Raw genomic sequence first — 14,773 nt, 5'->3', positions numbered from 1 at the left:
TTTGTAAAGAAAGAAGTGATTTGTTGGGCAGGCGCATTGGACTAGCCTTTTTAGCCCTTTTGTTTACGTTGTTTTTCGGAACAATTGGGTTAATGACGACGGAACACCTCACTTTGGCCCAGGCCTTTTATTTTACGGTCGAGACCATTACGACGGTGGGTTATGGGGATATTGAAGTTAAATCAGATTCCGGCCATGTTTTTATCATTATCCTCATGATTGGCGGAGCCGGAGTAATGCTCTATTTTGTTGGAATAATGATGGCGTTTTTAATCGAAGGTCAATTAGCAGGGGCGTATGGGAGAAGAAAGATGAATAAGAAAATTGCTGAACTTCAAAACCACATTATTGTCTGTGGAGGTGGACGCGTTGGAAAACAAGTGCTCTACCGTCTCCGGAAAGAAGGCCATCCTTGTGTTGTCATTGAACAACAAGAGGACTTGGCCCATGAGTTTATTGAGGAAGGATATCTAGTCCTTAATAATGATGCGACTGAAGATGAGATATTAAAAAGGGCAGGTATTGAGCGGGCAAAGGGGTTAATTACGGCACTTCCTGAAGATTCCCTAAACGTATTTGTAACCCTGACGGCAAAAGGGCTAAACCCGAATATTCAGGTAGTTGCCCGCATGGATCGGTTAGAATCTGAGAATAAACTGTTGCGTGCCGGAGCTGACAAGGTGATTTCTCCGGCCATATTAGGCGGCTGGAGAATGGCCATGTCAATTTTGAAACCTATTAGTATTGAGTACCTTGAAACTGTTATTCATGATCAGAATATTGGGATGGAAATTATGGAACTTAAAGTTGATCAAGGGTCCTGCCTGATCGGAAGAACCTTGTCTACAAGCGGCATTAAGCAGCAAACTGGTGCTATGATCTTAGCAATTTTGCGTAGTGATCGTGTTATCAGTAATCCTAGTGCTCAAGAGGAAATCATAGAAGGTGATCTTCTCATAGTGTTGGGCTTGAGAGAACAATTGCATCTTTTGGAAGAAGTGGCAGCGAATCTGACAAAATTTAAGCCTGCTGAAATAGGGTAGATTAAAAGAGGAAGTCTTGGGATAAAATACCCTCTGAGTATGAAAACACAGCTTCATGGTGGAGGGAGATTTTATGCATAATTCGCGATCCGAAAAAGATATTCTTCGTGATATCAAAAAACTTATTCATACACATTTCGGAGAAAGCGGGCAGGGGATTCAAGTAGAGGTCAAAGGAGACAGGGCAATAATCTGGGGAATGGTTGATAGTTTAGCGGAAAAGGATTTTTTTGGGAGTCGTGTGGGCCGCATCGATGGTGTTCGTGAATTAGATAACTCTCTGACCGTTTCTAATGACGGAATTATCCTGGATAAGGATATAGAAGAGGGAATTATTGAACGGTTTAAGAACTCTAATTTTGAGGATATAACTCATTTGGGGTGTCGGGTTAGTCGCGGAATTGTTACCTTACTCGGCCATGTTGAGACCCAAAGCACTGAACGGTTAGCTAAGCGCCTTGCCTCTCAGGTACGCGGCGTAAAAGAAATCCGCAGCGAAATTCAATTTTTGGAGAAAGCCGTCGACGACGCGACTTTAGTAAATCGCGTGGAAAATGCCTTGGTTGCATCACCTTGGGTTAATGCGCATGAAATTCAAACAGGTGCGCGTAATGGCTTGATAACGTTAAGCGGTCTTGTAGACACACAGGAAGAGATGGAATGGGCCGTTGAAACTGCATATCAAGTTCCCGGTGTGAAGGCTGTTGTCAGTGAGATAATGACTCGCCATCGGTCGCAGGGTGATGACTTGTGGCTGACGGAGCAGCTGGTATCAAAGTTGGGACAGCATGGTTTAAATTCAGGTCAAGTTCGAGCTTTTGTACAGAATGGTATTGCTTTTCTGACTGGAGAAGTTTACACCGAAGAGGAACGTGATCTCCCTGAAGAAATGATCAAAAGCATCCCCGAGATTCATACTGTCAATAATTCAATTAAAGTTGCCGCACATTCCAGCAAAGGGTAATTGACTAAGGTTTAGATCCTTTGCTATCGTGTCATGGATTACTCCGCATGATTATGCGGAGTTTTCTAGTTATATGTAATAAGATGAAAAATCAGGAAATGCATTTCAGAGTATGAAATTCGGGTTGCTTCAACAACTTTATGCTATAATAAAAACTGTTAGGGTCGTGACAAAAATGTGAAGGAGGGCAATAATGGATCCTATAACTCATGGACTCGTCGGAATTGCCTTAAGTGCTTTCTCAGGTCATACGATGCAATTAAATGATCCCGTATTTTTGGGCTGTTCTCTGGGCGCTATGCTTCCTGATCTCGATATTTTAGCTCATCTCAAAGGTCGTTTAAATTATTTGATGAACCATCGGGGTGCAAGCCATTCTTTGCTTGCCTTAACCGTTATGTCTTTGGGACTCGGAACAACCTTATATTTGATTTATCCTACGACGTCTTGGTGGACTGTAGTATTATGGACACTTATTGGAACATTATCGCATAGTATTTTGGACTTATTAAATTCTTTTGGAGCAGAATTGTTATGGCCGTTTTCGCGTAAGAAAATCACAGTCGATATGATAATGCTTACCGATCCCATCATATCATGCTTGTTTCTGGGATCTTTTATGGCCTCGCTGCGTTCTGCTGATTTTTCCAGACCTTCTGCTTCGTTTGCTATATTTTTCAGTTTATTATATTTAGGCTACCGTCAAATTGGCCGTTTGAAAACACGTAATAAACTTATGGAAGTGTATTCAATTAAATCTCGTGCTGAGGTTAAAGTCCTTCCGGCTATGTATCATCCTTTTGCCTGGAATTTTATTCTCTTCCAGGGAGATTCGGTGCGGTTTGGTATTGTTCGTAATCAGATTCCTTCAATTTGCAGAGTTTTACCGAAATTCGATAAAGACAATCCTTCAGTTTCTAATGCTCTTGAGGGAAATCTAGCGGAAATGTTTTGTCAATTTACCCCTTATTATCATGTGGTGGCTCATAACTCTGATTCAGGAGAATGTCTGGTGGAATTTGTCGATCTGCGGTATTGGACGAAAGGTGATTTTCTCTATACCGGCAATGTTTACCTGAATGAAAACGGTGAAATATCCTATGAAATTTTTAATCATTTCCCCAATCAAGAGGGCGTGCTTTTAAGTTACTAAGGAGATTAGAACAAAAAAACCTTTTGACATTCTCATAGCTTATCAACCATAATGAGTATAGCATGGGGGTGAAAAGGTGCGAGGTAATGGAAAGAATTTAGATATGTTTGATTTTAAATTAATTTATTTAAAAATAATAAGTATTTTATTGTTCCTATTTTCTCTATTGGGCCTTATGGGCGGCCGGGGATTTTTTATGGGACGACAGATTTTTTCGGGGATTTCAGCAATTTTTGGAGTTCATTTTGCTTGGATTGGACTTTTTCTATTTTTGATTGTTGCTATTGTTTTATGGATTTATTCGGATAAAGTCCAGTCGTTTCGATCGCGGTCTCAATTCAAATCTCAATCTCAATCTCAAACGACCACAAGGAATGTTCATTCTAAAGCTGTCGCCAAAGCACAGCGCAAAAGGCAAACTGAAGTAAAGTCCGCGAAGTCGTGGTTAACAAGTCCCAAACCGAATGAAGAGGGAATACCTTTGCCCGGTGGAAAACTTGTTAATTTGCATGGCTTTAATCATTATTTTTCCTCGCCGGAATGGGTCGAAATTAAAGATGTTGATCAGGAACAAGCGCGGGAAATGAATGAATTGGGCGAAGATTTTCCATCATATTTTGCAGCCGGTGAGTCATTTCTGCTGAAAAAGACGCCGAAATTGACTCTATTAAGGGGAATCGAAACGTATTTTGAAGACGTAGATCATGAAGAGCCCACGAAGAACGCAATTCCTAAGTCAGAGAGTAATCGGCCAGTGGCACAGGAGAATTTGAAGGAGAACCCCTGTCAGGCTAAACCTATCTTTAAATCTCAAGCAGATCAAGCAGAGTTTTTAGCGCAGTTTAAAATCGATAACAATCCAACTCACAGGGATCTGGAAGAGAACTTTAAGGTATCATCAGATCAACAATTATGTACAGATCCTCAAGATGTAGGCCTTAAACCTGAGAATAAGCCTGATTTGCAGATCAACCATGTGATTAATACTGTCACGGCTGTAAAGGAATGCAGTTTAAAAGACGAAAGGATCAGTGATCCGCACAAAGTTCTGGATTCTGCTGAAGGGGAGAAGAAGCCGGAATTTAACACAGAATCTAAAATGAGATTTGTTGCTGAATTAATCCAAGAACCTATATCGGATCCAAGATCAGAATCAGAAATAACGACAGATCAAATTCTAGAATCTGCTTTGGAACCTTCTTTGGAACCTTCTTTGGAACCTACTCCTAAAACTCATGTTCCCATTACTTTTGATGACATTCCTGAAAATGTTCCCGAAGATGTTCCCGAAGATGTTCTCGAAAATATTCATGAAGACATTCATGAACATAATCCCGAGGATAAACTTCAAGATCATCCTCTTTGGGAATCTCCTGACTTTTCCTTGCTTGACCCCGTTGCCTTGCAATATCCTGTCCAAGACCCCGAGACTTCCAGGTTGTTAGAAAAAGTGCTTTTGGATTTCGGAGTTAAAGCAAAAGTAATTCGTGTTACCAGTGGACCTGTGATCACTCGTTACGAATTAGCCCCGGCTCCGGGAGTGAAAATTAGTAAGATTGTCAATTTGGCAGATGATATTGCTTTAGGGCTGGCGGCTCGTGATGTGCGTATTGAGGCTCCTATTCCAGGAAAGGCGGCTATTGGCATCGAAGTTCCCAATAAACAGGCGCGTTCGGTCCCTTTTCGAGAAGTGCTGGAGACCCCCAGTTTTCGTGACTATTCTTCGAAACTTAAAGTAGCATTAGGAAAAGATATAGCAGATCAGCCCATCGTCGCAGATTTGATTAAAATGCCCCATCTTTTGGTGGCTGGAGCTACAGGTTCAGGGAAGAGTGTTTGTATTACCTCAATCATAAATTCAATCTTATTTAATGCAACGCCGGCCGAAGTGAAATTCTTACTCGTTGATCCTAAAATGGTTGAGCTGAGTCAATATAATGGTATTCCTCATCTTCTTGCCCCCGTAGTTGTTGATCCTAAGAAGGCAGCTAGTGCTCTTAAATGGATCGTTAAAGAAATGGAAAATAGATATGAACTTTTTGCTGCTGCGGGAGTTCGAGACGTTGTCCGCTATAATAAACTTAAGTCTGAAGTTGATTCGTCCATAAAGCTGCCTTACATCGTCGTAATCATTGATGAATTGGCAGATCTCATGCTGGTAGCTCCCGGTGAAGTCGAGGAGGCCATCTGCCGTTTAGCCCAAATGGCAAGGGCAGCAGGTATTCATCTTGTAATTGCAACTCAGCGGCCATCTGTTGACGTGATAACAGGGGTCATTAAGGCCAATATTCCCAGCCGAATTTCTTTCGCGGTATCGTCTCAAATCGATTCACGCACGATACTTGATGCTACTGGAGCCGAGAAACTTTTGGGCAAAGGGGATATGCTTTATTCTCCCTTAGGGGTTAATAAGGCGTTGCGCGTACAAGGCTGTTTAGTGACCGATGAAGAAGTTCAAAAGATCATTGCCCATTGGAAGAACCTTGGCAAACCCGAATATCTTGATCCGGAACGGTTGTTTGCAGAAACTCCGGAAAAGAATGAGGAGGGTAATGGTCCTGATGATGCGCTATTTTTTGAAGCAGGAAAACTTTGTCTTAAAAGCGGTATCGCATCGACCTCTTTCTTACAACGACGCTTAAAACTCGGATATACCAGGGCCGCGCGCTTGATGGATATGCTTGAAGATCAAGGAGTTGTGGGAGCTTATGAAGGAAGTAAACCCAGACAGGTACTTATTACCATGGATGAATTTCTAGAGCGGTTCGGTTAATACTTAACAGTTAATTAATAAATAATTTCGGCACCCTAGCTGTGAAAAATGGCTAGGGTGTTTGTTTTTATGAATGAAGTGGGAGAGATTGGGAATAATGCAATAATGATGCTCAAAAAATGACAAACGGAGACGAACAATGAAGTTTTTCGCACGGTCAATGATTAAAGAAAAGCCATATAAGGACATTGCCCTTCACGGAGAAGATTTGCTGAAGCATGCGGAAGAAATTGCCCGTTTCACCGCGAATCAGAGTGCACATCATCCGAAGCGAACTCTCTTGCCAAGGGTCAGACAAAATATTAAGTTCTTAGAACGGGCTTATCATGAAATTACGGATTATGCTACTCGAACAAAAGATACCATCCCAGCAACGGAATGGTTATTAGACAATTATTATAGTCTCAGAGGATTGAAAGAGGAGATCCCCAAAAGCCTTCCTTTGAAATTTGAACGGCAGTTGCCCCGCATTTCCAGCGGTGACTTTATGGGATATCCCAGAGTATATGCTTTGCTAGTCGAACTAATCGAGCATACAGACAGTCAATTACAACGCGACACTTTAAAAGCGTTTATCAATGCGTATCAGGTTCAAATCCCTTTAACGAGCGGCGAATTATGGGCAATCCCCACAATGCTAAGAATTGTAATTCTCGAGAATATTAGGAGATTAGCGGAGCTTATTATGTTCACCCAAACTGAAAGGGAACGGGCTGACCAATGGCTTCTGCCTCTCTTAGAAACCGAACACGATAAAACGAACTGGGATGAAATGCTAAAAACTTTAAGTATGGAGGAAGAATATTCTTCAGCATACGCCGAACAAATTTTAAGACGGATGCGCGAACACGGTGTGGATGGAGCTCCTTTACTGCACTGGATTGATCGGGCCGTTGCCAAACAGGATACGACCATTGAGGAGTTAGCAAAACTTGAACGTCAACGACAGACAATGTATCAAGTATCAATGGGGCATGCCATTACGAGTATGCATTTTATTGCCGCGGAAAATTGGCCCCGGTTTTTCGAAGAAGTAAGTCTAGTCGAGAGTGTTTTTGAAAAAGATCCTAGCCATATTTATGGACAAATGGATTTCGACTCTCGGGATGCCTATCGTCATGAAGTGGAAATGATCGCTAAAAATTTCAAAACCTCGGAACTTGTTGTAGCACGAAAGGTGCTCGCCAGGGCAGAAAAGGCACAAGCCGAAGGCGATACACTGGCCTCCCATATAGGGTTTGATTTGCTGGGTCTGGGCCGAAGCAGTTTAGAACAGGAGCTAAAACAGGACTTTGGCTCGAATCTCAGCGCTCTCTCTACATTTCGTCAAGCCGTTGAAAAAAAGCCTTTAACATATTACTTTGGCGGCCTAATTCTTGGGATTTGTTTGCTGACACTTTGGGTTTTATCGTACGCCAGCAGCATGCCACCCTCTCTTGGCTATATCGTCTTAATTTTAACGCTCCTTATCTGGGCCAGCGGTTTAATTATACCTACCCTTAACTGGTTAGTCTGCAAACTGTTTACGCCTACCTTTTTACCGAAATTGGAGCTGCGAGAGGGGATTCCTGATGAATTTAGGACGATGGTTGTCGTTCCCACTCTGCTAACGAGTGTGGATCGAGTCAAGGAACTCGTCGCTGAAATGGAAGTATATTTTCTGGCAAACAGAGATGATAACTTATATTTTGCCTTGCTGGGAGATTTTGCAGATGCCCCCTCCCAAACGATCCCGGGTGATGAGGAAATTATCATCGCTGCGAAGGAAGAAATAGAAAATCTCAATCAAAAGTATCAACAAGACCAATTTTATTTATTACATCGGCACCGCTTATACAATTCTGCTGAAGGAGTCTGGATGGGGTGGGAGCGCAAACGAGGAAAGCTTTTGGAGTTTAATGCTCTGTTGCGTCAAGCTGGGGAGACAAGTTATGATATCCAGATTGGAAACTTAGCTGCTCTTCCGAGTATCCGCTATGTAATTACCCTTGATGCCGATACTCAATTACCTCAGGGAACAGCTAAAAAGTTAATTGGAACCCTTGCCCATCCGCTGCACTCTCCGCAGTTAAATGAGGATAAAACAAGAGTTGTCCAAGGTTACGGAATACTACAGCCCCGGGTAGGAGTTTCCATTTTGAGTGCCGGTGCCACCGAATTTTCCCGCATCTATTCGGGCAGAGTTGGAGTAGATCCGTATACAAACGCCATCTCGGATCTTTATCAGGATCTATTTAACGAAGGGATATTTACGGGAAAAGGGATTTACGATGTTGATGTATTTCAACAAGTAACCCATAAGACCTTTCCAGAAAACACTATTCTCAGTCACGATCTCATCGAAGGGATTTATGCCCGAGCGGGCCTTGTCACAGATATTGAATTAATTGATGGTTATCCTTCGACCTATCGCGCTTTTCTGCGCCGTCAACATCGCTGGGTGAGAGGAGACTGGCAGCTCATTCCTTGGCTTTTTAAACCTCTGCCCTTTATCTCTAAATGGAAGATCTTTGATAACTTAAGAAGAAGTTTGGAAAATCCAGCCCAATTATTGCTATTGACCTTAGGATTCATGATTCTTCCCGGGAGTCCTTGGGTATGGGTCGGACTGGCTGCATTAGGTATTCTCTGGCCCATGATCTTGTGCATCTTCAATATGCTTTTATGCCAGGGAAGAGAAGAAACTAACGTTGCTCAGGATTTTTTAACACTTGCCGAACAATTTGCTCTACAATTTTTGCTGCTGCCCTATCAATCTTACATCATGCTTGATGCTATTTTCAGAAGCTTATACCGGCAGCTTATTTCTCACCGAAATATGCTGGAATGGGAGACGGCAGCCGATACGGAAAAACGAATCGACCTGAGTTTTAAAGCGAATTTAGGAGCAATGCGGCCTGTCATCGTCTATTGTGTCCTTGTTTTTTTTCTGATAGGGTTTCTGTTTCCGGCTAAGCTGATGGCGGTTACTCCCTTAGTGATTTTATGGCTTCTTTCCATTTGGTGTTCCTATCGGGTAAGCCTGCCGAAACGACATAAGAAGGAATTGCTTTCTGCTTCCGAACAGCAGTCGTTACGTCTCTGGTCGAGGAAAATTTGGGCCTTTTTTGAAGAGTTTGTGAGTGATGCTGAGCATTGGCTGCCTCCTGACAATGTCCAAATTGATCCGCCCAATGGGATTGCTCATCGAACATCGCCAACGAATATTGGTTTAGCCTTGCTGGCAAATTTAGCAGCAAGAGACTTTGGTTATATTTCCTTATCGACGGCCATCAACAGAATTGAAAGAACACTGCAGACGATTAAGGAGCTCGAACATTGGCAAGGTCATCTTTACAATTGGTATGATACATTAAGTTTGGAACCTTTGGAGCCACGATATATATCCACAGTAGATAGCGGTAATTTCGCAATGTATTTGGTGACGTTGAAATCTGGACTTAGCGAATCGATGGAAAGTCCACTTCTCAATTTGGGTTATCTTTCTGCCTTGCAAGATACGTTAATCCACTTTAAACAGGCAGTCAGCGAAGAGGTATTTAACGATTTTTCCGAATTCGAAAGGGGTCTTAATAAGTTTCTGGAGACCTCTGATCAGAGCTGGAGTCTGGAAACTTGGCGACAGCTGATACGGTCTTGGCCTAATGTTCCCTCGAATCAGGAATGGTCTGAGGAAGGAAGATATTGGGCTAAACAAATACAGAAAATGATTGGTTCCTTTGAGAAGGAGATTCAAGACTTTTTCCCCTGGGCCAAAGATCCAGCACTCATAAACCAAATTGACCAACAGGTTGCCGATGAACTTCAATTTGCTCCTTTAGAGCGTCTTGCATTGTACTATTCCCAGGGCTTAGAACACGGAACGTTTTCTGCAGAAATTGGAGAAAAAATCAAACCTGCCTTAGAGAGAGCTCAGCACTTATTACTTAAGTCCAGAGAATTACAGCATGAGCTCGAAGAGATGGTTTTGGCTACAGATTTTCGTCCCTTATTTGATGAGAAACGTCAACTTTTCTCCATTGGCTATCGGGTTGGGGACAGTATGCTTGATAAGTCCTATTATGATTTATTGGCCTCTGAGGCTCGCCAGGCAAGTTTTATTGCCATCGCCAAAGGGGATGTGTCTCATAGTCATTGGTTTAGACTGGGCCGTACCTTAACTTTGGCTCAGAGGAAACGCAGCCTCGTTTCTTGGAGTGGTACAATGTTTGAGTTTTTAATGCCTCTATTGGTCATGAGGAATTATGAAGGGACGTTATTGGATGAAACCTATAATTCAGTAGTTGAAGTTCAACGCAAGTATGCTGCTGAACATAATTTGCCTTGGGGAATTTCCGAATCGGGCTTCTACGCCTTCGATCCCCAGCTAAACTATCAATATAAAGCCTTCGGGGTTCCGGGATTGGGTCTGAAACGAGGATTAATTCAAGATTTAGTAATTGCGCCCTATGCCAGTTTCTTGGCGCTTATGGTTGCTCCGCGGGAAGCATTAGCTAATATCTCCAGTATGGATCATCAGGGTTTCAGCGGCCGATACGGTCTTTATGAAGCTGCTGATTATACAGCGGATCGCATTCCGGTAGGAGGATCTCATAAGTTAATTAAGAGTTTCATGGCTCATCATCAGGGAATGAGCTTTCTGGCTCTAGATAATGTTTTGTTTGATAACAGGATGCAAAATCGATTGCATAAGGAGCCTTTTATTCAAGCCTCGGAGCTTCTTCTTCAAGAAAGGCTTCCTTCAGCAGTATCTCTGGTATCTCAGCCGGAGAGTGAACAGGTTGTTGCGGAACGATACAGCAAAAATATCCTTCCGGAAAAAAACCATTCTATTTTCCTGAATACTGCCATGAGCCCCATTCCCGTTACTCATTGTATTTCCAATGGACAGTATTCAGTGATGTTAACAAATTCAGGAGCTGGATTCAGCCGATTCCGTGAAATCAGCATTTCACGTTGGCGTGAAGATGTAACCCGTGATGCTTGGGGTATGTATTTTTACATTCAAAATTTAAATTCCGGCGATGTTTGGTCAGCGGCTTTTCAGCCTTGTGGTTTTGGCGGGGAGGACTACAAAGTAACTTTTGCTCCGGATCGCGTAGAATTTCGTCGCCAGGACGGCAACCTTACGACTAAAACGGAAATCGTTGTTTCGCCTGAGGACCAAACTGAGATAAGACGTATTTCCCTTACGAATCATAGCAAATTTGAGCGTGTTGTGGAGATTACGAGTTATTTTGAAGTCGTTTTAGCGAGGGCGAATGATGATTTAGCCCATCCTGCCTTTGGTAATTTATTTATCCAAACGGATTATCAGAATGAAGTGCTTTTTGCGTCACGGCGTCCTCGTAAAGAAAATCAGCGGCGTTTGTGGTTGATGCATACTGTGGCGACAGAAGGGGACAAGGTAGGAACCCTGCAATATGAGACAGACCGAGCACGATTTGTCGGAAGGGGGAGAAGCCTTGCCAAGCCGCAAGCCGTAGATGCCAATCATCCCTTGTCGAACACCGTTGGTGCAGTTCTTGATCCGATTATGAGCCTGCGTCAGCGAGTCAGAATAGGTCCGGGGCAGACAGCCAGGGTTTCTTTTTCAGTGGGTTATGCTGATAATCAAGAGGAAATAGTTCGCATTTCTGAAAAATATCGCGATCCGCTCTCGGTGAATAGAGCTTTTGAATTGGCTTGGACGCATTGCAATATGGAACTTCGTCATCTGAATTTGACGGCTGGGCAGGCCAATGAGGCACTCAGTCTTGGAGGTCATCTGTTCTATCTCAGCCCGTGTCGCAGAGATGTGGCGGAATACATCGAAAGGAATTGTAAAGGGCAGTCCGGTTTATGGTCTTATGCCATTTCAGGAGATCTGCCAATTGTACTCGTTCGGGTTGATTGCGAAGAACATCTGGATTTAGTCCATCGCTTGCTCACAATTCATGAATACTGGAGTCTTAAAGGGTTATATGCTGATTTGGTAATTCTCAACGAGGACGAAAGTAGTTATGTCCAGGCTTTCCAGGATAATTTGCGGGATTTAGTTTCGATGGGACATGCTCGGGATCGCTTAAATCAACCGGGTGGTGTTTTTATCCTGCAAAAAGGTCATGTTCATCCTGATGATTTAAGATTGCTTTATACCGTAGCAAGAATAATGTTTAATGGAGAAGGTGGGTCTTGTACACTTCAAGTTCGTAAGAAGAGCAAACTAATTACTGAGGAAGGGATCGATGCCGATACTCATAGTCCCAGCGAAGCAGATGAGGTCTCCTTGGAAGCTTCTTCAGAACATAAACCTCCTGAATCCATCGACGAGATCTTAAGTTCCTTAACATTTCCGAATGGATATGGAGGCTTTAGTGACGATGGAAAAGAATATATCATCCAACTTCAGGAAGCCAGAAATACCCCGCTTCCTTGGATTAACGTTATTGCCAACTCAAGGTTTGGCTTTCAAGTCTCCGAGGCAGGTGCGGGTTATTCCTGGTCAATGAACAGCAGAGAGTATAAACTGACTCCTTGGTCCAATGACCCGGTTCTTGATCCTCCCGGGGAAGTGCTTTACTTAAAGAATGCCGAGACAGGCGAATTCTGGTCTGTGACTGCCAGACCGAGGCGGGAGAAAGGAGCTTATACAATTCGCCACGGACAGGGATATTCTGTCTTTGAACACTGCAGTCATGGCTTAAAACAAACCTTAAGACTCTTCGTGCCTGTTGAGGAACCTGTAAAAATCACGGAATTAATGCTTAGCAACATGTCGGAACAGACGCTGCATTTAAGTCTAGTCTATTACGCTGAATGGGTCTTGGGAGTGGCCCGGGAACAGACCGCCCCTTATTTGGTGTCGGAATTTGATAAGGAGAAACAGCTTTTCTTAGTTCGAAACACCTATCAAGAAGAATTTGCTGGAAGGCATGGGTTTTTGACAGCAATCGGCGGGGACATCGATAGTTATACCGGGGATCGATCAGAATTTATCGGGCGAAACGGAAGCCTGGCAGATCCCATAGGCTTAAAGACGGAAAGATTCTCGGATTCCGTAGGTGCAGGTTTTGACCCTTGTACAGCAATGAAAATTAATATATCGCTTGCGCCGGGAGAAGAAAAAACAGTGACCTTTTTATTAGGGGATACTCAGAATCGAGAAGAGGCTGAAGAAATTCGCGAGAAGTATAGAGACCCCAAGAAGGTAAACGAAGAACTGGAACATGTCAAAAGCTTTTGGGATGGCTTACTGGGTAAAATTCAAGTCGAAACACCTGATACATCCATGAATTTGCTCTTAAATCGCTGGTTGCTTTATCAAACCATGGTCTGTCGGGTATGGGCGAGATCGGCATTTTATCAGTCTGGAGGAGCCTATGGCTTTAGAGACCAACTTCAGGATGTTATGGCGCTGGTTTACACGTCTCCCGAGATTACCAGGCGGCAAATTATTCTTCATTGTGCCCATCAATTTAGAGAAGGCGATGTCCAGCATTGGTGGCATGAGGGAAAAAATAAAGGTATACGAACAAGGTTTGCGGATGATTTGCTGTGGCTTCCTTTCGTAACTGCGCACTATATTGAACGTACCGGAGATATCGGGGTGCTGGAAGAAGTCACGTCTTTCCTTGATGATGAAACGTTGAAAGAAGGGGAAGATGAACGTTATTCAGTTCCTGACATTTCCGCTGAGACTGGAACTGTTTACGAACATTGTCTGCGAGCCCTTGAACGGGGTATGCGTTTTGGTGAACATGGCTTGCCGCTGATTGGTTCCGGAGACTGGAATGATGGATTTAGTCAAATCGGTCCCAAGGGTCGCGGAGAAAGTGTTTGGTTAGGATGGTTTTTGTATTTAACCTTACAGCGTTTCTCCAATATTTGCTTAGGACGTCAAGACAAGGAACGAGGAGAAGGCTACCGCAGGATTGCTAAAGAGCTTCAACAATCTTTAGAAAAACATGGCTGGGATGGTGGGTGGTATCGTCGTGCTTATTTTGATGACGGCACTCCCTTAGGGTCAACTCGAAATACAGAATGTCAGATTGATGCTATAGCTCAGTCTTGGTCGGTAATTTCAGCTGCAGCTAAACCCAGTCGTGCTTTAGATGCGATGTTGGCCTTGGAACACTATTTGTGGCGCAAAGACGAAGGAATTCTGCTGCTGCTGACACCGCCTTTTGACAAGTCTCTGCCTGATCCTGGTTATATTAAAGGCTATGTACCGGGAGTTCGGGAAAATGGCGGACAATATACTCACGGGGCGATTTGGGCCGTATTGGCCTACACAACTCTGGGGGAAGGGGATAAAGCCATGGAATTGTTTCACATGTTAAACCCCGTCAATCATGCCCGAACGGAAAATGAGGCCAATCGCTATAAAGTTGAGCCTTATGTTGTCGCCGCGGATGTTTATGCCATTCACCCCCATGTAGGCCGCGGCGGCTGGAGTTGGTATACTGGAGCGGCAGGGTGGTTATATCAGGCCGGGCTTGAAGGGATATTAGGTTTTAAGCGACTAGGGGACAGGTTAATTCTTAAACCGTGTATACCCAGCCATTGGAAGGGGTTCCGTTTAACCTATACATACTGTTCATCACGATATGAAATTGTCGTTGAGAATCCTCAAGGGAAGATGACTGGAGCTGAACAGATTACCTGTGACGATGTGCTTTTAGAGGAACCGGTCATTCAACTCAAAGATGACAGTCAGGTTCATACTATACATTTAACTATGTAATAACCTTATCCTTCACCGGGTAATAATGGTTTGAGAGACCCCATACCACATGATTTCGCTCTTGAATTTAAGGTGAGGCATTATTTCCTGGAGGACTTGCAATTTTCCAGACACA

General features: G+C 43.4%; 5 protein-coding genes. All 5 read left to right on the top strand.

From position 1 onward, the window contains the following. Nucleotides 1-23: 23 nt before the first annotated feature. Nucleotides 24-1,043: a potassium channel protein gene (locus tag B5Y67_RS17865; protein WP_088227760.1), complete on the top strand. Its 1,020-nt coding sequence runs from the start codon at nt 24-26 to the stop codon at nt 1,041-1,043. Nucleotides 1,044-1,116: 73 nt separating this feature from the next. Further along, the gene (locus B5Y67_RS17860) at nt 1,117-2,007 is read left to right on the top strand and encodes a BON domain-containing protein (protein ID WP_088227759.1); all 891 of its coding nucleotides are present in this window, start codon (nt 1,117-1,119) and stop codon (nt 2,005-2,007) included. Nucleotides 2,008-2,200: 193 nt separating this feature from the next. Beyond that, nucleotides 2,201-3,160 (top strand): metal-dependent hydrolase, encoded by a 960-nt coding sequence (locus tag B5Y67_RS17855; RefSeq protein WP_088227758.1) that lies wholly within the window; start codon nt 2,201-2,203, stop codon nt 3,158-3,160. Between the two features lie 103 nt (nt 3,161-3,263). After that, nucleotides 3,264-5,933 (top strand): DNA translocase FtsK, encoded by a 2,670-nt coding sequence (locus tag B5Y67_RS17850; protein WP_088227935.1) that lies wholly within the window; start codon nt 3,264-3,266, stop codon nt 5,931-5,933. A 139-nt stretch (nt 5,934-6,072) separates the two neighbouring features. After that, complete coding sequence (locus B5Y67_RS17845) at nt 6,073-14,658, top strand: glucoamylase family protein (RefSeq protein WP_088227757.1); 8,586 nt, start codon at nt 6,073-6,075, stop codon at nt 14,656-14,658. The last annotated feature ends 115 nt before the right edge of the window (nt 14,659-14,773 follow it).

The organism is Desulfosporosinus sp. FKB, from assembly GCF_002196705.1.
GTDB lineage: Bacteria > Bacillota > Desulfitobacteriia > Desulfitobacteriales > Desulfitobacteriaceae > Desulfosporosinus.
The sequence above is the reverse complement of the archived record's forward strand: the minus strand, read 5'-3'. Positions and strand labels throughout refer to the sequence as shown.

Bases quoted from the DNA above. Each gene is read 5' to 3' on its own strand.
- B5Y67_RS17860 (WP_088227759.1), top strand. From the start codon at position 1,117: ATGCATAATTCGCGATCCGAAAAAGATATTCTTCGTGATATCAAAAAA.
- B5Y67_RS17855 (WP_088227758.1), top strand. From the start codon at position 2,201: ATGGATCCTATAACTCATGGACTCGTCGGAATTGCCTTAAGTGCTTTC.
- B5Y67_RS17850 (WP_088227935.1), top strand. From the start codon at position 3,264: ATGTTTGATTTTAAATTAATTTATTTAAAAATAATAAGTATTTTATTG.
- B5Y67_RS17845 (WP_088227757.1), top strand. From the start codon at position 6,073: ATGAAGTTTTTCGCACGGTCAATGATTAAAGAAAAGCCATATAAGGAC.